This is a genomic window from Microbacterium lushaniae, from assembly GCF_008727775.1.
Taxonomy (GTDB): domain Bacteria; phylum Actinomycetota; class Actinomycetes; order Actinomycetales; family Microbacteriaceae; genus Microbacterium; species Microbacterium lushaniae.
In genome coordinates this window covers 2355420-2374600 of sequence record NZ_CP044232.1, presented here as the reverse complement: position 1 = coordinate 2374600, position 19181 = coordinate 2355420, and the positions used below count along the sequence as shown (strand labels likewise).

Annotated in this window: 21 protein-coding genes; 12 read left to right on the top strand and 9 right to left on the bottom strand. The window is 67.7% G+C overall.

Annotated elements, in window-relative coordinates; all coding sequences use genetic code 11:
- Positions 1–60 precede the first annotated feature (60 nt).
- From F6J85_RS11360 to F6J85_RS11350, 3 genes are read left to right on the top strand one after another with little or no spacing between them, the layout of a single operon-like run.
- Positions 61–1122 carry a 4-hydroxy-3-methylbut-2-enyl diphosphate reductase gene (locus F6J85_RS11360; RefSeq protein WP_191639977.1) on the top strand — a complete coding sequence of 354 codons (1062 nt, stop codon included), beginning with the start codon at positions 61–63 and terminating at the stop codon, positions 1120–1122.
- Entirely contained in the window at positions 1119–1670 is a 552-nt protein-coding gene (locus F6J85_RS11355) for a DUF6264 family protein (RefSeq protein ID WP_150925095.1), read from the top strand. The genes F6J85_RS11360 and F6J85_RS11355 overlap by 4 nt, the downstream gene beginning before the upstream one ends.
- Positions 1671–1696: 26 nt before the next feature.
- Positions 1697–2248, top strand: a complete 552-nt coding sequence (locus F6J85_RS11350) for an MOSC domain-containing protein (RefSeq protein ID WP_150921078.1) — start codon at positions 1697–1699, stop codon at positions 2246–2248.
- A gap of 47 nt (positions 2249–2295) precedes the next feature.
- On the opposite strand, the gene fbaA is transcribed toward F6J85_RS11350, so the two are convergent.
- The gene (gene fbaA, locus F6J85_RS11345; RefSeq protein ID WP_150925092.1) at positions 2296–3327 is read right to left on the bottom strand and encodes a class II fructose-bisphosphate aldolase; all 1032 of its coding nucleotides are present in this window, start codon (positions 3325–3327) and stop codon (positions 2296–2298) included.
- A 185-nt stretch (positions 3328–3512) separates the two neighbouring features.
- Between fbaA and glpX the strand changes: the two genes are divergently transcribed.
- Positions 3513–4502: a class II fructose-bisphosphatase gene (gene glpX, locus F6J85_RS11340; protein WP_150921928.1), complete on the top strand. Its 990-nt coding sequence runs from the start codon at positions 3513–3515 to the stop codon at positions 4500–4502.
- 12 nt (positions 4503–4514) lie between these two features.
- On the opposite strand, the gene F6J85_RS11335 is transcribed toward glpX, so the two are convergent.
- Positions 4515–5837: an HNH endonuclease signature motif containing protein gene (locus tag F6J85_RS11335; protein ID WP_150925090.1), complete on the bottom strand. Its 1323-nt coding sequence runs from the start codon at positions 5835–5837 to the stop codon at positions 4515–4517.
- 198 nt (positions 5838–6035) lie between these two features.
- Here F6J85_RS11335 and F6J85_RS11330 point away from each other — a divergent pair, with 198 nt between their 5' ends.
- Entirely contained in the window at positions 6036–6245 is a 210-nt protein-coding gene (locus F6J85_RS11330; protein ID WP_135067702.1) for a UDP-N-acetylmuramyl pentapeptide phosphotransferase, read from the top strand.
- 16 nt (positions 6246–6261) lie between these two features.
- Here F6J85_RS11330 and F6J85_RS11325 read toward each other — a convergent pair whose 3' ends face one another.
- Together F6J85_RS11325 and F6J85_RS11320 are read right to left on the bottom strand one after the other, a co-directional pair.
- A complete protein-coding gene (locus tag F6J85_RS11325) occupies positions 6262–7575 on the bottom strand; it encodes a DNA recombination protein RmuC (protein WP_191906590.1) in 1314 nt (437 codons plus the stop codon).
- A gap of 34 nt (positions 7576–7609) precedes the next feature.
- Entirely contained in the window at positions 7610–8203 is a 594-nt protein-coding gene (locus F6J85_RS11320; RefSeq protein ID WP_150925086.1) for an exonuclease domain-containing protein, read from the bottom strand.
- 362 nt (positions 8204–8565) lie between these two features.
- Between F6J85_RS11320 and F6J85_RS11315 the strand changes: the two genes are divergently transcribed.
- Together F6J85_RS11315 and ychF are read left to right on the top strand one after the other, a co-directional pair.
- Positions 8566–9315, top strand: a complete 750-nt coding sequence (locus F6J85_RS11315; protein ID WP_150925084.1) for a class I SAM-dependent methyltransferase — start codon at positions 8566–8568, stop codon at positions 9313–9315.
- A gap of 178 nt (positions 9316–9493) precedes the next feature.
- Positions 9494–10567 carry a redox-regulated ATPase YchF gene (gene ychF, locus F6J85_RS11310; RefSeq protein WP_150925082.1) on the top strand — a complete coding sequence of 358 codons (1074 nt, stop codon included), beginning with the start codon at positions 9494–9496 and terminating at the stop codon, positions 10565–10567.
- A gap of 21 nt (positions 10568–10588) precedes the next feature.
- Here the strand turns inward: ychF and F6J85_RS11305 are convergent, their stop codons facing one another.
- The 3 genes from F6J85_RS11305 to F6J85_RS11295 form a co-directional block, all read right to left on the bottom strand.
- The gene (locus tag F6J85_RS11305; protein ID WP_191906589.1) at positions 10589–11704 is read right to left on the bottom strand and encodes a tyrosine-type recombinase/integrase; all 1116 of its coding nucleotides are present in this window, start codon (positions 11702–11704) and stop codon (positions 10589–10591) included.
- Between the two features lie 167 nt (positions 11705–11871).
- On the bottom strand, positions 11872–14100 hold the full coding sequence (locus tag F6J85_RS11300) for a UvrD-helicase domain-containing protein (RefSeq protein WP_150925080.1): 2229 nt from the start codon (positions 14098–14100) through the stop codon (positions 11872–11874).
- Positions 14097–14867, bottom strand: a complete 771-nt coding sequence (locus tag F6J85_RS11295) for a hypothetical protein (RefSeq protein WP_150925078.1) — start codon at positions 14865–14867, stop codon at positions 14097–14099. The genes F6J85_RS11300 and F6J85_RS11295 overlap by 4 nt, the downstream gene beginning before the upstream one ends.
- A 274-nt stretch (positions 14868–15141) precedes the next feature.
- Here F6J85_RS11295 and F6J85_RS11290 point away from each other — a divergent pair, with 274 nt between their 5' ends.
- A complete protein-coding gene (locus F6J85_RS11290) occupies positions 15142–15597 on the top strand; it encodes a hypothetical protein (RefSeq protein WP_150925075.1) in 456 nt (151 codons plus the stop codon).
- Between the two features lie 311 nt (positions 15598–15908).
- On the top strand, positions 15909–16346 hold the full coding sequence (locus F6J85_RS11285) for an AAA family ATPase (protein WP_150925074.1): 438 nt from the start codon (positions 15909–15911) through the stop codon (positions 16344–16346).
- A gap of 81 nt (positions 16347–16427) precedes the next feature.
- Here the strand turns inward: F6J85_RS11285 and F6J85_RS17705 are convergent, their stop codons facing one another.
- Positions 16428–16568, bottom strand: a complete 141-nt coding sequence (locus tag F6J85_RS17705) for a hypothetical protein (protein ID WP_191639997.1) — start codon at positions 16566–16568, stop codon at positions 16428–16430.
- An 83-nt stretch (positions 16569–16651) separates the two neighbouring features.
- A complete protein-coding gene (locus tag F6J85_RS11280; protein ID WP_150925072.1) occupies positions 16652–17290 on the bottom strand; it encodes a DUF4386 domain-containing protein in 639 nt (212 codons plus the stop codon).
- A gap of 68 nt (positions 17291–17358) precedes the next feature.
- On the opposite strand from F6J85_RS11280, the gene F6J85_RS11275 reads away from it, so the two are divergent.
- From F6J85_RS11275 to F6J85_RS11265, 3 genes are all read left to right on the top strand, one after another.
- A complete protein-coding gene (locus tag F6J85_RS11275; RefSeq protein WP_150925069.1) occupies positions 17359–18021 on the top strand; it encodes a TetR/AcrR family transcriptional regulator in 663 nt (220 codons plus the stop codon).
- Between the two features lie 114 nt (positions 18022–18135).
- Positions 18136–18423, top strand: a complete 288-nt coding sequence (locus F6J85_RS11270) for a hypothetical protein (protein WP_150925067.1) — start codon at positions 18136–18138, stop codon at positions 18421–18423.
- Between the two features lie 38 nt (positions 18424–18461).
- Entirely contained in the window at positions 18462–19064 is a 603-nt protein-coding gene (locus F6J85_RS11265) for a hypothetical protein (RefSeq protein ID WP_150925065.1), read from the top strand.
- Positions 19065–19181 lie beyond the last annotated feature (117 nt).

Genomic DNA, 19181 nt, shown 5'->3' with positions numbered 1-19181 from the left:
GTATTCGCGGATGGGACGGAATTCGGCCGTCGTCCAGGGGTGCACTCGTAGACTCAGAGGGTGAGCACCCCCGTCGTATCGCTGCCCGTCCCCCGCATCCCGGGGCGTCGCGGGCGGCTCCAGGATATCCCGGTCGACGGACGCAAGAAGGTGCTGCTGGCGGCACCCCGTGGATACTGCGCGGGTGTGGATCGTGCCGTGATCGCGGTGGAGAAGGCGTTGGAGCGCTTCGGATCCCCCGTCTACGTGCGCAAGCAGATCGTGCACAACATCCATGTCGTCACCGAGCTCGAAGCCAAGGGCGCCGTGTTCGTCGAAGAGGTGGATGAGGTCCCGCCCGGGGCGCACGTGGTCTTCAGTGCCCACGGGGTGTCTCCCGCGGTGGTCTCCGCCGCCGCCGATCGCGGCCTGCAGGCCATCGACGCGACGTGTCCGCTGGTGACCAAAGTGCACCGCGAGGCGGTGCGCTTCGCCCGGGACGACCACGAGATCCTCCTGATCGGCCACCTGGGCCACGAGGAGGTCGAGGGCACCGCCGGCGAAGCGCCCGACCACGTCACGATCGTGAACTCCCCGGACGAGGCCGACACCGTGGAGGTGCGCGACCCGTCGAAGGTCGTGTGGCTGTCGCAGACGACGCTGTCGGTCGACGAGACGATGGAGACGGTGCGCCGCCTCCGCGCCCGCTTCCCGCAACTGCAGGATCCGCCTTCGGACGACATCTGCTACGCCACGCAGAACCGGCAGGTGGCGATCAAGAAGGTCGCCCAGAACGCAGACCTCGTCATCGTCGTGGGCTCGGCGAACTCCTCCAACAGCGTGCGGCTGGTGGAGGTGGCGCTCGAGCACGGGGCCAAGGCCGCCTACCGCGTCGACTACGTCGACGAGGTGCAGCAGGAGTGGCTCGACGGCGTCGAGACGGTCGGCGTGACCAGCGGCGCATCCGTGCCCGAAGTGCTGGTGGACGAAGTGCTCGCCGAGCTCGCCGGCGCGGGATACCGCGACGTCGAAGAGGTGCGCACAGCCGAGGAAGACCTCATGTTCTCGCTGCCGAAGGAACTGCGCTCGGATGCGGCCGGCCGCCGTGACGCGCGGGCCCTGGGCGGACGGGGACGGTCGTGAGCGAACCGGACCCCCGCCCGGCACCGCAGTACGGCGAGTACGCCACGCCCGAGGAGCAGCGCGCGCGGATCGCCCGGCCCGACACGACCGACGCCCTCGTCGCGGGCGTGCACCCCGCCCCGCATGCGGCACCGGCGCCCGTGTCGGCCCCCGCGGGGCGGCTCACGAACTGGCGCCTCGCCGACCGCATCGTCACGATCGGTCTGCTGGTCTACGGACTGTTCAACGTGCTCACCACCGCACCGCGGCTCTTCGGCTTCGCCACCTTCGCGGACGACTACCTCGAACTGCTCGGCGTGAAGGAGTCGTTCACGAACTTCGACGCCGCCCGCGTGTGGGGCCCGATCGCCGGCACCGTGCTCATCCTCGGCTGGGCGGTGACGGCGCTGCTGTCCTGGCGGCGCCTGCGGCGCAGGCGCATCGCGTTCTGGATCCCGCTGGTCGGCGCCGTCGTCACGGTCCTCGTCGTCTCGGCGCTGCTGACGGTGCCGTTGTCGGGAGACCCGGCCTTCACCGGATTCGTGGAACGGCTCTCCACCGGCGGATGAGCCGCGCCATGTCATAGCATCGCGGGATGCCTCGCGTCCTCGCCGTGTGCGTCGTCCACCAGCTCCGCCCCGACTCGGGCTTCGTCGGCGTGACCGGCATCGACAAGCGGCCCGTGACCGGCGCGGTGCACGCAGGTCGGTACGGACTGCGCGGCGACGTGCAGGCCAGCCGCAAGCATCATGGCGGGCTCGACAAGGCGGTGTACGCCTACGCGCAGGAGGACGCGCGGTTCTGGGAGGAGCAGCTGGGCCGCGAGCTGCCGCCCGGATGGTTCGGCGAGAACCTGCGCGTGGACGGCCTCGACGTCAACGCCGCGCGCATCGGCGAGGTGTGGCGCATCGGCGAGACCGTGGAGGTCGAGGTCACGATGCCGCGCACGCCGTGCTCGACGTTCGCCCGCTGGGTGGGCGGGGCGGAGGCGCGGGGGTGGGTGCGGCGGTTCGCGCAGGAGCGCCGCCTGGGCCCCTACCTGCGCGTACGCCGGGTCGGTGCCATCCGCGCCGGCGACCCGATCGAGGTGCTGTCGGTACCGGAGGGGGCACCGAGCATCCGCGACGTCTTCCGCGCCCCGGGGTGAGACGACGGATGCCCCGACCGATCGGCCGGGGCATCCGAGGTGGGCGCTTACGCGCCGAGCGACTTGCCGTGCGAGCCCAGCTGCTGCGTGGCCTCCACCACGCGCGCGGCCATCGCCGTCTCGGCGACCTTGCCCCACGCGCGCGGGTCGTACTGCTTCTTGTTGCCGACCTCGCCGTCGACCTTCAGCACGCCGTCGTAGTTGCTGAACATGTAGCCGGCGATCGAGCGCGTGAAGGCGTACTGCGTGTCGGTGTCGATGTTCATCTTCACCACGCCGTTGCGCACCGCCAGGGCGATCTCCTCGTCGGTGGAGCCGCTGCCGCCGTGGAAGACGAGGTCGAGCGGCTTGGGGCCCGTGCCGAAGCGCTGCGCGATGCCCTCCTGGATCTCGCCGAGAAGCTCGGGGCGGAGCTTGACGTTGCCCGGCTTGTAGACGCCGTGGACGTTGCCGAAGGTCAGTGCCGAGATGTAGCGGCCGTTCTCGCCGAGCCCGAGCGCCTCTACGGCCTTCGTCACGTCGGCGACGGTCGTGTAGAGGGCCTCGTTGGACCCCTCGTGCTTGACGCCGTCCTCCTCGCCGCCGACCACGCCGACCTCGATCTCGAGGATCGCGTTGATGGCCTTCATGCGGGGGAGCAGCTCCTGCGCGATCTGGATGTTCTCATCCAGCGGCACCGCCGAGCCGTCCCACATGTGCGACTGGAAGATCGGGTTGCCGCCGGCCTTGACCTCCTCCTCGGAGGCCTCCAGCAGTGGCAGGACGAAGCCGGGGAGTGCGTCCTTGGGGCAGTGGTCGGTGTGCAGGGCGACGGTGATCGGGTAGTTCTTGGCGACCTCGGTGACGAACTTCGCGAACGCGATCGCGCCCGTGGCGCGGCCCTTCACGGTGTGGCCGGCGAAGTAGTCGGCACCGCCCGTGGTGACCTGAAGGATGCCGTCCGAACCCGCCTCGGTGAGGCCCTGCAGCACCGCGTTGATGGTCTGCGAGCTGGAGACGTTGATGGCGGGGTACGCGAAGCCGCCGGCCTTGGCGCGGTCGAGCATTTCGGCGTACTGGTCGGGCGTTGCGACGGGCATAGGGGCTCCTCGGTTGTGGAGTGGGGTTCCCGGTCACTCTAGCGAAGGGCCCTGGGCGCTTGAGAGTCCCGGTGGGACCACCCGGGACCCACCCTTCTTCCCCGCTGTAAAGAAACGCGAATCCTTCGCGGGCGGGGCGGCGGGATTCGGCCGGTTTGTGACAGCCTGCTGGATAGGCTGACCACATGGTGAGTCTGACGGCCGACATGAGCCCCCTGCATCCCGATCGCAACCTCGCACTCGAGTTGGTGCGTGCGACGGAGGCCGCCGCCATCCGTGCGGTTCCCTTCATCGGACGAGGCGACAAGGAGGCCGCCGACGGTGCCGCCGTCGACGCCATGCGGGCGTTCTTCTCCACCGTGAACTTCGACGGCACGATCGTCATCGGGGAGGGCGAGAAGGACTCCGCCCCCATGCTCTACAACGGCGAGCGGGTCGGCAACGGGCGCGGACCGCAGTGCGACGTGGCCGTGGACCCGATCGACGGCACGTCGCTGACCGCCGCCGGCCGCCAGAACGCCCTGTCGGTCATCGCGGTCTCGGACGCCGGGACGATGCTGGATGCCTCGACCGTGTTCTACATGGACAAGCTGGTCACCGGCCCCGCCGGTGTCGGCGTCGTCGACATCCGTCTGCCCATCGGCGAGAACATCCACCGCCTGGCCGCCGCGCTCGGCAAGCCCGTGGACGAGATCGTCGTATCGGTGCTGAACCGTCCCCGCCACGAGCAGCTGATCCGGGACATCCGTGAGGCCGGCGCCGGCACGCGCCTCATGAGCGACGGCGACGTCGCCGGCGGCATCAACGCGGCACGCCACAACGCTCGCACCGACATGTGCGTCGGCATCGGCGGCAGCCCCGAGGGCATCGTGACCGCGTGCGCCATCAAGGCGCTCGGCGGCCACATCCAGGGACGCCTGCGCCCGCAGAGCGACGACGAGAAGCAGAGGGGCATCGACGCCGGCCTGACGTTCGACGACCACGTGTACGAGGCCGACGACCTCGTCAAGGGCAAGAACACGATCTTCGTGGCCACCGGCGTCACCGACGGCCAGCTGGTGGCGGGCGTGCGACGCGACGGTGACTGGGTCTACACCGAGAGCGTCGTGCTGCGCAGCGCCTCCGGCACGCTGCGGCGCGTCACCTCGGAGCACCTCACCTCGAAGTGGCTGTGACCGGCTGAGACCTCAGAAGGGCGGCGGGTCGCCGTCGCGCAGGAACACCACCCGCGGGGTCGGCTCATCCACGTAATCGCGCTGAAGGGGTGAGGTCCAGCGGATCGATCCGTCGGGGAGCTGTTCGGCCGCCCACTCGGTCTCGGTCTTGAGCGTGTGATGTCGTCTGCACAGGCACGCCATGTTGCAGACATCGGTTGTTCCGCCCCGTGCCCAATCGAGGTTGTGGTCGTGGTCGCAGAGCCGCGCGGGCTGGCGACATCCAGGGAATCGGCAGTGGACGTCGCGAGCGGCGAGGAAACGTTCCATCGTGGCCCCGGCGCGATAGCGGTCGACGGCGAGAACCATTCCGGTCACCGGATGCGTGAGGATCCGGTCCCACCCCGGACATCCCGCCATCAGGCGCCGGGCCGTTTCGGCGTCGATGGGCGCCTTTCCTTCGATACTGGCGCCCCGGTCGTCCTGTCCGGCCGCCGTCAGAGCGGGGACCGTCACCTGGATCTCGGCGCGAATGGCGCCCAAACCACCGGGGAGCCTGTCTCTCGTCGGATCGATGGCCGGCTGGCCGGTCAGCAGCAGGTCGCAGAAGAGGTCGGCGCGGATCTGGTCGAGCGTGCGGGTGTCGTGCACGCTCACCCCCTCGCCCGTCGGCTGTGAAGGAGTGCCCTCGTCCGGCTCCGTGGCGATCGCGCGGATCGCTCGGGCCTGCCTGGTCAACCGGTCATGCACCGCGAACGCCTCCGCGGCGGGGAGGATGGCGCGCACCTGGGCCATCCCGTCGTCGATCTCGGTGACCGCGACCATGCGCGCCTGGACCGCGCGCTGGAACCGCGCGGTGATGGACTCCGGCCGCATCCGCTCGGCCAGCGCGACGGCGAACGCCTTCGTGCGGGCGACCGTCTCTCGCTCCGCTCGCTCGAGCACGACCTCTTCGAACGCCGCGCGCTCGCGGGGCTCCTCCACAACGGCCCCGGCGTCGCAGATCGCCATCGCGTGCCGCAGAGTGATCCGTCCCGCCGAGAGGCCGTCGACGGTGGCGGGGAACTTCTCCGTCAGTTCGAGGGCATCGTTCATGCGTCGCTGCACGGTGCGATCGTTCAACCGGAGCGCCAGGCCGATCTCGGCGGCGACCGCGCGCAGCTCCATCTCGCGCGTCTGCTGCGGCCGCGGCCTCGCTGCCATCCGGTCGAGGGCGATGCGCATACCCGCCGCGAAATGCAGGACGGCCTCGGCTTCCAGCGCGGCGACCGCTTCCTGATTCGCGCACAGCCCATCGACGATGCGGGCGAGCTCGCCGCTGTCGTCGATAGGTGCGTAATCCGACGTTCTGGACATGACATGAGCTTCGCACGTACCACCGACATTGCTGCCCGACGCCTCGTTGCGCCGAGGGGCCGGGGCTCACTGCGCCGTCGAAGCGCATCGGCACCGTGACCGAGTCGTGACGAACGCTTCCCAGGTTCGTCTGGCAAAATCGTCAGTGGTGTCGATGGGGATGCTGTTCCCAGAACCGATCATCGAGGGGTACGCCAGATGTCCGCCCAGACGAGCACGTCCGCGCCGAAGACCGGCGCACAGGCCGTCATCGCCAACGCCGTCGACCCTGCACGCCGCCCCGACGTGCTCTTCCGCGTCCGGCGCGAAGAGGGTCAGCAGATCAGCGCGTGGTGGATGGTCGGGGCCTTCGTCCTGGTCTCCGGCGCCGTCATCACACTGCTGAGCTTCGTCCCCGGCGGCGCCTGAACCCCCGGACGGCTTCTCACTCCGTCGAGTCGAGCTCGACGCGCTCCAGGTCGATGCGTTCGCGCACGTGGCCCAGGTCTGCCGCCAGCAGAGGGTCGGGGGACGCGGGAGTGACCAGTTCCGGCGCGCTCCACCGCCGGACGGCCCTTTCGACGGGCGGCCGCGGGGCCACCGCATCCAGCTTCGTGTCGTCGATGCCCGGGAAGCGCCGAGCGCTCGCGAGCACCCGGGTCTCCAGCGACCCGGCGAACCGGTTGTAGCTGTCGACGGTGCGCTCGATCGCACGGCGCAGATCGTCGGCGTGCCCGGCGAGCGTGCCGATGCGCTCGTACAGTTCGCTGCCCAGGGCGAACAGCGCTCGTGCTTCCTGCGTGACGTCCTGCTGCGTCCACGTGTACGCCACCGTCTTCAGCACCGCCCACAGGTTCACCGGCGAAGCCAGCGCCACGCGCTTGGAGAAGGCGAAATCCAGCAGGCCGGGGTCGTCCTCGAGCGCGGCGGCCAGGAGCGACTCGCTCGGGATGAAGCACACGACGAACTCGGGGCTCGAGGGCAGCCCCGCCCAATACGCCTTCTTCGCCAGAGCCTCCACGTGCCCGCGGACGGCTCGCACGTGCTTCTCGAGCAGGACCTTGCGCCGCGCACCCTCCGCGCCGTCGGCGGTCAGCGGAATGGCGCTGGCTTCGAGGAAGGCGTCCAGTGGCACCTTCGCGTCGACGGCGAGCGCTTTGCCGCCGGGAAGGCGCACGACCAGGTCGGGTCGGGCCGTGCCGCCGGAATCGGTCGTGATCGTCGCCTGCGTGTCGAAGTCGACGTAGCGGAGCAGTCCCGCCGCCTCCACGACTCGCCGCAGCTGGGTCTCACCCCACACCCCGCGCGTGCTGCCCGAGCGCAGAGCCGACGCGAGCGATTCGGTCGTCGCCCGGAGCGACTCGTCGGCCTCATGGGCGCGCCGCAGCTGCTCGCTGAGCGTCGCGAACTGACTGCCGCGGTCGCGTTCGAGCTCTTCGACCTTCCGCTGCATCGTGCCGAGGGTCTCGCGCACCGGCTCGAGGGCGCGCAGCACGGTCTGCTCCCGCCGTTCGCGCTCCTCGCGCGCGGCCTGCTCCGCCCTGGTCTGCCCCGCCAGTTCGCGGTACAGCAGCTGCTGGTGGTCCAGCTGCGCCTGCACGCCCGCCCGCGCGGCATCGGTTGCGGCAAGACGGGCGGTCAGCTGGGCACGCTCGCCGATCCCGCGCGCCGCGGCACGGGCCGTGCCCACGGCGAACCCCGCCAGAGCGCCCACGAGCACGCAGGCGATAGCGACGAGGGGGAGTGCCAGTGCGTCCATGCCGTTCATTGTGCGGGGAGCCGCCGACATCGCCTCACGCGACGGCCAGCATCCCCTCGGTGGCAGGGATGGCGGACACGCGCACGCCGGTCGTCTCGGCGAGCGCGGTCACGTCGTCGGCGGCGACGCGGCGTGCGGCGTCGATGACGATGTGCGCGCAGGCCAGCGCATCCGCGAGGGCGTCGTGGTGGGCGAACTCGCCGAACCCCGCCGCGGTGGCCACGAGCGGCAGTTGGTAGGAGGGGAGCTCGTACGTGCGCCGGGCGACCTGGAGGCTGCACAGGTAACGGTAGGGAGGGCACACGTCGCCGGTGGCTTCGCAGGCGCGGCGGAGCACGGCCATGTCGAAGCCGGCGTTGTGCGCGACGAGCACGTCGGAGCCGGCGAACGCCGTCAGGCGGTCCAGCTGCGCGCTCCACCCAGGGGCCGTCGCGACGTCTTCGGGGCGGATGCCGTGGATGCCGATGTTGAAGTCGTAGAACACGTCGTGTCCGGCGGGCGGGCGGATGAGCCATCCCGCCGTCGCCACGACGCGTCCGTCGCGCACGCGGGCCATGCCCACGGCGCACGCCGACGCATTGCTGGAATTCGCCGTCTCGAAGTCGATCGCGGTGAAATCCAGTGCCACGCTCCCAGGTTCCCGGTGGCCGCCGTCCGCGCCCGTCAGGCGCGCCGTGGCCGGCCGCATCCTCGGGCGTGTCGAGCTGCCACGGCGCGGGGGTGGGCGTGCAGAACTCAGGAGATTCCGGCGTTAGGGGGTCCCGCGCATCCGCCTCGGCCCCGGATCTCCTGAGTTCTGCACGACACGCGTGCGGGGCGGGGTCAGCGCAGAGGCGCGCCGGGCGTGTGGCGGGGACGTGAGTCCGGGCGGCGGCAGTGAGGGGTCGGGCCGGGCGCCGCGCAGAACTCAGGAGGATCCGGCGTCGGGGGTCCCGGTGTCCGTCCCGCAACCGGGTTCGTCCTGAGTTATGCGCGGCGTAGGGTCGGGGAATGGCCAGCCGCGAAGAGATGTCCACGTCGTTCGGAGCCGCAGCCGACACCTACGAGGCCGGGCGCCCGTCCTACCCCGCGGAGGCGGTGGAGTGGATGCTGCAGCCCGTGCGCGGCGCGGGACGCTCCCTGCGCGTGGCTGATGTCGGAGCCGGCACGGGCAAGCTCACCCGGGCGATCGTGGAGCACGGCGCGGAGGTCGTGGCGATCGATCCAGACGCCGGCATGCTCGAGAATCTTCGTGCCAACGTCGCCGGCGTCCCCACGTTCGTCGGACGGGCCGAGTCCCTGCCGCTGCCGGATGCGGCGGTGGATGCGGTGCTCCTGGGTCAGGCGTGGCACTGGGTCGACGTGCCTGCTGCCTCGGCGGAGGCGGCCCGCGTGCTGCGCGCGGGGGGAGTGCTGGGCCTCGTGTGGAACGTGCGGGACGAGCGCACGCCGTGGGTGCGGCGGATGACCGCCGCCATGCACGGCAGCCATGCGGAGGAGATGATGGCCGGCGGCGGCCCGAGTGTTGCCGCGCCGTTCGACGGGCTCGAAGACCGCACGTGGCGGTGGAGCCGCCCGATGACCCGCGACGACCTGTTCGCCATGGCCCGATCCCGCAGCTACGTCCTCACCGCCGAACCGGCCGAGCGCGCCCGGATCGAGCAGGCGCTGGCGGCGGTCTGTGACGAGATCGGCGCCGTCGGCGACGCGGTGGTCGACCTTCCCTACGTCACGCGCGCCTTCCGCAGCATCCGCCCCTGACCGGCCCCGCCCTCTCGCGCCCCCGCCTCTCGCGCCTCCTCGCCGTCGAGGCACCACATCCCGTCCGAAACACCCCGCGTCGCCGGGTGTCTCGGACGAATTGTGGTGTCTCAGCGCTGAGGGGCGAGGAGCCGGGCGGCGCGGGGTCGCAGCATCCGCCCACGTAGACTGGACTCCCGTGGCTCTCACCATCGCAATCGTCGGTCTCCCCAACGTCGGCAAGTCGACCCTGTTCAATGCCCTGACCAAGAATCAGGTGCTCGCGGCGAACTACCCGTTCGCGACCATCGAGCCGAACATCGGCGTGGTGAACCTCCCCGACCGGCGGCTCGAGAAGCTCGCCGAGGTCTTCGGATCGGAGCGGGTCGTGCCCGCCGTGGTGTCGTTCGTCGACATCGCCGGCATCGTCCGCGGCGCGAGCGAGGGGGAGGGGCTGGGCAACCAGTTCCTCGCGAACATCCGGGAGGCGGATGCCATCGCGCAGGTGGTGCGCGGATTCGCCGACGACGACGTCGTGCACGTCGAGGGTGCCGTCAACCCGGCGAGTGACATGGAGACGATCAACGCCGAGCTGCAGCTGGCCGACCTCCAGACGCTGGAGAAGGCGATCACCCGGTACGAGAAGGAGGTCAAGGGCCGCAAGCTCGACCCCTCGGTGCTCGAGACCGCGCGTGCCGCCGAGGAAGCCCTGCAGAAGGGCCAGCTCCTGTCGGCGTCGGGCATCGACATCGCGCCGATCAAGGAACTCGGACTGCTGACGGCCAAGCCGTTCATCTTCGTCTTCAACGTGGATGAGGCGGTCTTGACGGATGAGGCGCGCAAGGCCGAGCTCGCCGCCCTGGTCGCTCCCGCGCAGGCGGTGTTCCTCGACGCCAAGATCGAGTCGGAGCTCATCGACCTCGACCCCGAGGATGCCGCGGAGCTGCTCGCTTCAACCGGCCAGGAGGAGTCGGGACTCAGCCAGCTCGCGCGCATCGGGTTCGACACCCTCGGCCTGCAGACGTACCTCACTGCAGGTCCCAAGGAAGCGCGCGCCTGGACGATCGGCAAGGGCTGGAAGGCTCCGCAGGCGGCCGGTGTCATCCACACCGACTTCGAGAAGGGCTTCATCAAGGCCGAGGTCATCTCGTTCGACGACCTCATCGCCGCCGGCTCGGTGCTCGAAGCGCGCGCGAAGGGCAAGGCGCGCCTGGAGGGCAAGGACTACGTGATGCAGGACGGCGACGTCGTGGAGTTCCGCTTCAACAACTGAATGGCCCGTTTGGCCACGGAATTACGCGGAATGTGGCGATTCAGTCCGCACAGAGTCCGCAAAAGTCCGCAGCACGGTTTCAACGAGAGCACCCGCAGCGGCCCTCGTGCGGTCGTCGGCGGTGGGCCAAAGATGGCTGTACGTGTTGAGCGTTGTGGTCGCTTTCGCGTGTCCGAGAGCGCGTTGAACCGTCACCACATCGCACCCCGCAGCAATCAGACCCGAGGCGTAGAAGTGCCGCAGGTCGTGCAACCTGACCCCCTCGACGCCGGCCCGCTGGAGCGTCGTCTTCCACCAGTAATGAACGGTGTTCTGATGCGGTGGCTCGTTGTTCTTGCCATAGAAAAGCCACTTGTCGGCGCCGAACGTCTTCCACTTCGCGAGATGCTCGCTGAGCAGGTTCAGTAACTCCTCGGGAGCGGGGATGTTGCGCTCGGAGCCGTACTTCGGCGGACGCAGGTCGACCAGGCCGCCGGGCTTGCGCTGCACTTGTCGTCGCACACGGATCTGCCGGTGGAGGAAGTCGACATCGGGCAGCTGCATCGCCGCGGCCTCTCCGAGACGGAGGCCGGCGAACGCGCAGAAGGCGATGAAGGGTCGGAACCACTCGTCGGCCGCGGTCATGATCGCCGCGACATCTTCGGGTGTGGGGATGCGCATCGCCATGTCGGCCTTGCGCATGCGGGGGAGGGTCACCCCGAGCGAGGGATCGCTGGCGATGAGCCGGTCCCGCACGGCCGCGCGCAGCACGGAGCGCACGTTGTTGACGCGCGTCTTGATCGTCCCGGACGCGTAGCCGCCGGCGTGCATCTTCTTCACCCACGCCTCGACGTGGGAGCGGCGGATGCTGCGGAGCTCCACGTCGCGGAACGCGCATTTGGCGATCGTGAGCTTCATGGCGACGACGGTCGTCGGCGCCCACACCTGGCGCTGCGACCAATCGGCGAAGTACGCGCCGAGGGAAATGGCGCCAGCCTTCGGGTCGACGTAGGTACCGGTCACAACCTGCGACGTGACCTCGTCTAGCCACCGTTGCGCGTCGCGCTTCGTGCGGAAATGACGCGAGTGTTCCTTGCGGAGTTCGTCACGGTAGCGAGCGCGCCACGTGCCGTCGGGGCGTTGCTTGATGCTGGCCATCGGCTACCTCGTTCCGACCGTCATTATCGTCGTCGACATGCCGAAGGGCCATAGGTGCTGTCTGCAACGTTGCGCCTCCAAAATGCAACGCTGCAGCGTCTGGTTCGGAACTCGTTCTGGGTCTGGTGGGATGCAGGGCGAGTGCCGCTCAGCCTCCTAGATGCAAGTCACAGGAGTGTTCCTTGAACCCGCTCAACAACGCCAACCGAGACGGCCCGCGCCAGCACATCGGCGACTCCGCCATCGTCTTCATTGGTGAAGATACGAACCTCGGATTCCGCCCGGCTGATCGCGAGATACAGCAGGGAGAGCAACCTTCGCTTCTCGTGAGCCGGCATTGAGTTTGTCGCCATGTCTGAGAGCCCCGCGACTAGGACGGAGTCGAACTGCAGCCCAGCCAGGTACTCAGCGCTCCCGACTACCAGCCCCTTCTTGCGATATCCGACGCCCTCAATTTCACTGCGACTTGTGATGCCGCTGACGTGGAACTTGCCGGAACGGCCCATAGTCGCCGCGAGGTCGCTGTAGCGGGGCCAGTGGCGCGTATCGACTACTGCGATCGCTACGCGGCCGCGCGGGTACAAGTCGTGTACCGCGTTGACAAGGTCATTGGTTTCCGAGTCTCGCGTCCCAGATACGACAAGCTTCGGGATTGACCCGCTGCTCTTAACGGATTCCACACGTGAGAAGTCAATATCCCAGTCCTCTCCGAGTTCGAGAGTCGGAAACTCAAGGTGCACGTGCTTAATTAGATCGAGAATTTGGGGAGTGAAGCGGTGGACTGAGGTGAGCTCCAGGTTAGTAACGTCCCCAAACCCATCATCCATCGCGTTGCTTGTCGCTTGGGATTGCGTCTCGTCTGCTGCGCCGCCGATGAACGCCTCTGAGGGCGACTGGCGAGGATCGAGGGCCATGAAGATTCGGGGGTATCGCTCGACGTCTCTCGTGAGGAAATGGAGGACTTGCCGTTCAAGCGGACTGAACAAGTGGAACTCATCCACAAAGACCAAGTCGTAGCCCACCGACCGGCGCCCGCGATTCCACGCATGCCCTGTGAGGTAGCCCAGGAAGTCCGCGAGCACTTGATCAGAGGTGACGAGAGACCGCTGGTCCAGGTTCTCCATGTACCGCTCGTACAACTTGAAGATGACGCGCAGGTCGCCAGGCTCTGAAACAGGCATCATCCACGAGGACCTTGCGGTGTGCATGTAGCGAGCCTCAGAACCGGCGCCAGGGAAGATCCCCGCCGCTCCAATGACCGAGCCGAACTCCACGAGCAAGTCCCAACAAAGCGCTAATTGCGCGGAGGGATCATTGGTATCCAGTCGTGCCCGGAGGCCTTCGCTGGTAGTAGATCGATAGGTGATCCAGTCGGACGCGACGAATTCGCGCACAACCTCAATCACCTGGTCAAGTTGTGCTCGCTTTCCGCTGAAACTGTCATCGCCGATTACAACCAAGTCGCTGCCGGCGTGAGTAGTCTGCGGTGCGAGACTTTGCGCGAGGGCAAGGAGAGGGAACACGTCGATCTCCGGAAGGGTGCCGAGTCCGAGCTTGTCGATGTTATTCGCGATTTGAGTGGCAAGTGCCCAGCTATGTGTCACGATCAGGATCCGTGGTTCGTCGCCTTTCTCGCGACCCAAGACCGCCTCGCGGACCGCTTTTAGCGTGATTGCTAGCGTTTTCCCTGATCCAGCAGGGCCTCGTAGGCGGATCGCTTGCTCGGTTGACGCTTCGATGAACGCCCGCTGCTCTGTGGTGGCAGCCCCCAGCCACCCGTCAAGGGTTTGGTCCTGGGGCCCGCTCGTTTCGATCGCGGGGAGAAACATGTCGACCTGCCCCGAGCTGTCCCGGGCAAGGTGGTCGAAGTAGGTCATCGCCTCGGTAAACGCAGTCCCCCAGCCGGCGAGGACGGTTGAAGGGAGCACCTGCGCCTCGGCGGCGAACTCTTCCAGCTCCGTCTTATTGGCCGCTGTCGTAGCTCGCCAGAAGATCACGGCATTGTTCGCTGATTGAGTCACCTCCGCGATCCAACGGGTAGACCCCTCGTCGGGGTTACCAGAGGCGAAGAACGAAGCAAGGTTGTTCAGTTTGAACGGATGCCAACCACGGGGGAGGGCTAGAGGAAGCGTCCTCGCCCTCTCGGCGAACGAGGCGATGCGTCCAAGAACTTCCCCACGGCGCCCCTTCAAGTGCGATGGGACCAAGGACTCTCCGCGGAAGTCTTGCCGACAGATCACGACTCGCTGGCTATCCTCCCGGTCGCCGGCCGCCACGACATAAAGCGCGTCCTCTCGCTCGATGAGATGTAGCGTCGCTGAGTCGCCGACGGCCTCTAGTGCGATGCCGGACGCTAATTCTCGGAGGGCCGCGGTAGACGCGACGAGATACTTCATGCGACGACTCCTTCGAAAGCGCTTGCATAGCGTCCCCGGGACAATTCGTACTCTGTAGGCAGCCCGATGGGCATGAAGACCATGGCGAACTGCTGCACTAGCGCGTGAGAGTACCGATCGGGGAAGCGAGAAATGCGGTGATACTCGTGCGAGGTTCTGTCCGTGGAGAGGGCTACATCTTGTTCCCAGACTTGCTCGATCTGCCGAAGGTACGCGAAGTATCCTTGCGAATGCCCTGGGGCGATAGAGCTCAGGAACAGGGCGTCGCCCGGCTGCTGCTTGAAAAGATTCGTGACCGTCGAGCGCAACCGCGAGGCAGCGTTCGCGCGCGACTGCGGGTGGTTGTGAAGTAGCTGAGCTTCCAGCAGAGCTGCACTGGCCAACTCGAACGTGTGGTGGACCTCATTTACCGCTCTCAAGCCCCGCGCGAGCCGTTCGACCGTTGCGCTTTGGGTCGGGTCTGCTCCGAGCGCAGCCGGTATGTCCGTTGGGGACTCGACCTCGAGTACCCATTCCATGAGGCGCTCGTCAGTGATTCGCCAGGAGCCAATCTTCGCGACCTCCTCTTGCAGTTCTCGTACGAACCGTTCGCTAGATAGGGCTTGCTGCTTAGGAAGATGCATGGCCAGGAGGTATTCCTCGGCTGTGATGAGTGGCACGCACGTGATCCGGCCTCGATGCTTGTTGTTCGCAAAGTCGCAGTCAGCAGTGATGACCAGAAGATGGCGCTTCCACATGGACGTGGTCGGGTCGAGATGCTCCAGCACGTCTCCCTGTCTCAGCGGTGCTGATGCAGTCGCCGCCGTTGCCTCCGCGAACTCTTGCTCCATGTATCCCCCGATGAGCTGCTCGAACTATACAGAGTTACCGACCAGTGTCCGGAACTCCAGATACTCATTTCACTGCGACGAGCCCGCGGACGACATGCCGATGCCTGAAGGATGAGTAGGAGTCGAAAGCGATAGCGATGCACGCAGGCACCAAGTGGGGGATGGCTCTCGAGGGCTTGAATTCACTGGCATCGCACGTCAACCTGGTTGCATGACGAAAAGGAGACAAAAGAAGCCGATTGTCGGTGCTGAGCGCTCCTCGACCTCCAGCTCGGATGACGAGCGTCAGTCGAATGGAGACGAGGTTCTTGGAGTCAATCAGCAGCGCTTCGACGCGTTCGGGCGCCCGCTCGATGCTCCACGGGTCGAGCAGGCGGCGCGGGGTCCGGTGGCCACCGGACAGACGGGACGATCGCCTTCGCGAATCGGAAGCGGCGTGGCGACACGGATCGATCAGGGCGGAGCATCTCGCTCCGTCGACCTCAGACGCATCGCCGATCTGTCGAAGGAGCTCAGCAAGCTGCACAGACACGAACGGGCGCTGCTCGCCGAACGCGATGTGCTGGTCCAGAGGCTCAGGAGTGAGGGAGAGTCATGGGCATCCCTCTCGTCGCGGACGGGCCTGAGCCGTCAGGCGCTCAGCAAGCGAACCTCCTCGACCGATTGATAAGTCGCTGGCGCGAGCGGTCTGCTGCATGCGGTTCTGATCTTCCCGGACTCGGATGAGGCATTGGACACCCTCGCTGCAGGTGTGACCGGCGCACCTCACCGTTCCACGTTCGATAGCCTCGTAGTCCGCAGAAAGTCCGCAAGACGTATGAATCCGTACGAGTTCAAACGGACGAGAATGCGGCGAAACCCGCGGAAAATCAAGGGTTCTGCAGGGATGTGAAACTCGACGCATCCATCATCAAAGGTCCGCTTCAACAACTGAGCGGCTTGGTTCCTCCGCCGGCAGCGATCCCTATGCTGGCGCGCATGACACGCATCCTGGTCACGGGAATGTCGGGCGCCGGCAAGTCGACGTTGCTCGCCGAGTTGGCGCGGCGAGGACGACTCACGGTGGACACCGACTACGACGGCTGGGAATTGCCGAGCGGACTGTGGGACGAGCACCGTATGAGCGAGCTCCTGGAGCGACACGACGACGTTGTGGTAGCGGGGACGGTCGAGAACCAGGGGCGGTTCTACGACCGGTTCGATCACGTGGTGCTGCTCAGCGCGCCGGTGAATGTGCTGATCGAGCGCGTCGCGACGCGGACGAACAATCCCTATGGGTGTACAGCCGAGCAGCAGACGGAGATCCGCCGATACGTGACGGAGGTCGAACCATTGCTCCGTCGTGGAGCGAGCATCGAGCTCGACGGACGCCGCGGCATCGAAGAGCTGGCTGACGCGATCGAGGCGCTCGCATAGCGAACTCGTCGGTGCACAGGTTGTTCTGTGCCGTAACGGGACCTACCCGGGGCTCGAGGAGGACCTCGTGTCGCTTGACCATCACGATGGCTCGGTCGCGTGCACGAGACCGCAGGTGAGGCACGACCACGCCACGAGGAACCGCTCCTCGTCCAGGATTTCGAAACGCAGCGGATCGCCGCACGTGGGGCAGGTACGGGGATCGGGCGGCGTATCGATCACGTCTCCAGCCTAGGAACGCGCTAGGACCCGAGGGCCGACGCGCCGGTCGTGGGTCCTCGGGCCGGCGAGCGGGTCGCTGGTTCTCACGCCTGCGATGCCGTCCCGAGGGGCGCAGCAGGGGACACGACCCGGGGGCGCAGACCCACGGCGATGAGGTGTACCGCGAACCAGATCTCGAAGGCGAAGACGGGTGCGGCACAGAGGCCCGCGATCGTTCCGCCCTGCGGAATCGCCCCGAACAGCTGCGCCGAGTTGCTCACCAGCACCAGCGTGCCGCCGACGATGCCGAGCACGGCGAGTGCGCGGGGGACGACATGTGCGTCGAGGAGCAGCCAGCCCAGGATGATCGTGTTCACGCTGATCACCAGGCCCTGACCGACAAGGAATGCGGCGGTGTGCAATGCGACGAGAGTCTCGTCCAGCGGCGCGCGCGGCGCCGTCCACAGCAGCACGAGCATCGGCAGCGTGCCGGCGGCGATGACGGAGGCTTCCAGGGCGCGCAGCCCGGCGAAGGTGGCAGCGCGAACCTGGCCGACGTCGCGCAGCAACACCCACAGCAGGATGCCGGTGGCCAGGCACCCCGCGGCGAGCACCAGTTCCAAGGCCACCCCCAGTGGGAAGCCATCCGCCGCGTACGCCGCGACCGCGGTGATCGATGTGATGTGCGTGACCAGATACAGGATGCCGGCGGTGCGGGCGTAGGTGCGCGGGCGTGTGGTCATGGTCTGCCGATCTTCGAAGGTATACGCCGTACACCGACGCACTCACACCATAGGTATACGCTGTACACGTGTCAAGTTCCGCGCCCCGCCGACCGCTCGATCGTGAGCGGGTGCTCGAGGCTGCGAGCGCGCTGGCGGACGAGGTCGGCCTCGAGGGCACGAGCATGCGCCGGCTGGCCGACGCGCTCGGGGTCACCGCCATGGCCCTGTACAAGCACGTCGCCAATCGGGAACAACTGATCGACGGCATGCTCGATCGGCTCGTGGCGAGCATCGAGGTCCCGGCGGACGGCCTTCCCTGGCAGCAGGCGCTGCGCGCCCGCATCCGCTCGGCCCGGGCGGTCATGGGTGCGCACCCGTGGGCGCAGGCCGCGATCGAGACGCGGGCGACGGCGAGCCCCACGGTGCTGGCCTACATGGACTCGCTCATGGCGATCATGTTCGACGGGGGCCTGTCGGCAGACCTCGTGCATCACGCCATGCACGCGCTCAGCACACGGATGTGGGGGATCACGCGCGACGTGCTGCCCACGCCTGCGGTTCCCGACGATCCCGGCGAGCGGGCGCGGGCCATGTCGGAGTTCGCCGCTGCGTACCCGGCGATCGTGCGGATGGCGACGACCGCCCCGCATGCGGCTGCGGCGTGCGACGACGACGCCGAGTTCGCCTTCGCGCTGGACATCCTGATCGACGGATTCACGAGACTGCACCAGCAGGGATGGACATCATGAAGAAGACCGTGACCTCTGGATTCGGTGAGTCGATTTCGCGCGACGCACAGTCGGCGTGGATGCAGGCCTCACGACCGAATACCGCTGCTGGGAGCGACCGTGACTCATGAGCGAATGATCATCACGCCTGGCGGCAGGGACACGGAGCTGCGCGCGCGGCTCCTCGCATGGGACATCCTCGGCGTGTACGCGGATGCCGACAGGCCCGCAGATGATGCGGAGTACGACGACCTGATCCGGCCGATCATGACCTGGTTGGGAGAGGGCGCGGACGCCGACGAGGTGAGCGCGCGGCTCGTTCGATTCCTCCGCGCCGACTATGGCCTCACGGTGAGCGACGAGAAGGCTGAGGTCGAGTTCGCGCGGACACTGGTCGAATGGTGGCGAGCTGCCGCCGGTTGACGGACGACACCCGTGGCATGCGGCACGATGTTCCTGTGATGACCATCGGACGGCCTCGCGCCGTGACAGGCGTACGAGTGTTCCTTGGCGTCGCACTGGCTGTGGCCGCGGCCTGTCTCGTGTGGCTGCTCGTCGCGTGGGAGGTTTCCGGGCCCTGGGCGCCCCAGACCATCCTGCCCGGGGTGATCGGCGCCGTCGCTCTGGTCGCTCTGGGAGCGGGCTCGGCGCTCTCCTCGCGGTTCGCAGACGCCGCCGTCACGAGCGAAGGGCTCTCGATCCGCCCGGCGGTGGGGAGGAGCCGGACGGTGCCGATGACGGGCATCGATGAGGTCGTGGTGCTGCGCTCCCTGCTCCTGCCGACCCGCGTCGCAGCCACGCCGCCGCAGCGGGTGGTGCTCCGCTCGCAGGGGCGCACGGTCGCCGGGTTCACGCCGCGCGATGCCGAGCTCGTCCGGGAGCTTGCGGCCGGGGGTCTCTCGCCGCAGGTCGTCGCGACCCCTCTCACTCCGCTCCAAGCTCATCGCCGTTATCCCGGATCGGTCAGCCTCGCCGAGCGCGGCGCGGTTCCCGCCCTGTGGGCGCTGGTGCTCCTCCCTCTCGTCATCGCCATCGTCGTCATGTGGGACGCGGTCGTGGGCTGAACGACGCGTCCTGCGGTCCGAGCTTCTCGCTGCGGAGATCGCGTCTCCCGGAGCCCGCGGATGATCCGCTAATCTGACTGCGGTGGCACGGCCACCGACACGCTTCCACGTGACGAC

Bases quoted from the DNA above. Each gene is read 5' to 3' on its own strand.
- F6J85_RS11350 (WP_150921078.1), top strand. From the start codon at position 1,697: ATGCCTCGCGTCCTCGCCGTGTGCGTCGTCCACCAGCTCCGCCCCGAC.
- fbaA (WP_150925092.1), bottom strand. From the start codon at position 3,327: ATGCCCGTCGCAACGCCCGACCAGTACGCCGAAATGCTCGACCGCGCC.
- glpX (WP_150921928.1), top strand. From the start codon at position 3,513: ATGGTGAGTCTGACGGCCGACATGAGCCCCCTGCATCCCGATCGCAAC.
- F6J85_RS11335 (WP_150925090.1), bottom strand. From the start codon at position 5,837: ATGTCCAGAACGTCGGATTACGCACCTATCGACGACAGCGGCGAGCTC.
- F6J85_RS11330 (WP_135067702.1), top strand. From the start codon at position 6,036: ATGTCCGCCCAGACGAGCACGTCCGCGCCGAAGACCGGCGCACAGGCC.
- F6J85_RS11325 (WP_191906590.1), bottom strand. From the start codon at position 7,575: ATGGACGCACTGGCACTCCCCCTCGTCGCTATCGCCTGCGTGCTCGTG.
- F6J85_RS11315 (WP_150925084.1), top strand. From the start codon at position 8,566: ATGGCCAGCCGCGAAGAGATGTCCACGTCGTTCGGAGCCGCAGCCGAC.
- F6J85_RS11305 (WP_191906589.1), bottom strand. From the start codon at position 11,704: ATGGCCAGCATCAAGCAACGCCCCGACGGCACGTGGCGCGCTCGCTAC.
- F6J85_RS11300 (WP_150925080.1), bottom strand. From the start codon at position 14,100: ATGAAGTATCTCGTCGCGTCTACCGCGGCCCTCCGAGAATTAGCGTCC.
- F6J85_RS11290 (WP_150925075.1), top strand. From the start codon at position 15,142: ATGACGAAAAGGAGACAAAAGAAGCCGATTGTCGGTGCTGAGCGCTCC.
- F6J85_RS11285 (WP_150925074.1), top strand. From the start codon at position 15,909: ATGACACGCATCCTGGTCACGGGAATGTCGGGCGCCGGCAAGTCGACG.
- F6J85_RS11280 (WP_150925072.1), bottom strand. From the start codon at position 17,290: ATGACCACACGCCCGCGCACCTACGCCCGCACCGCCGGCATCCTGTAT.
- F6J85_RS11270 (WP_150925067.1), top strand. From the start codon at position 18,136: ATGATCATCACGCCTGGCGGCAGGGACACGGAGCTGCGCGCGCGGCTC.
- F6J85_RS11265 (WP_150925065.1), top strand. From the start codon at position 18,462: ATGACCATCGGACGGCCTCGCGCCGTGACAGGCGTACGAGTGTTCCTT.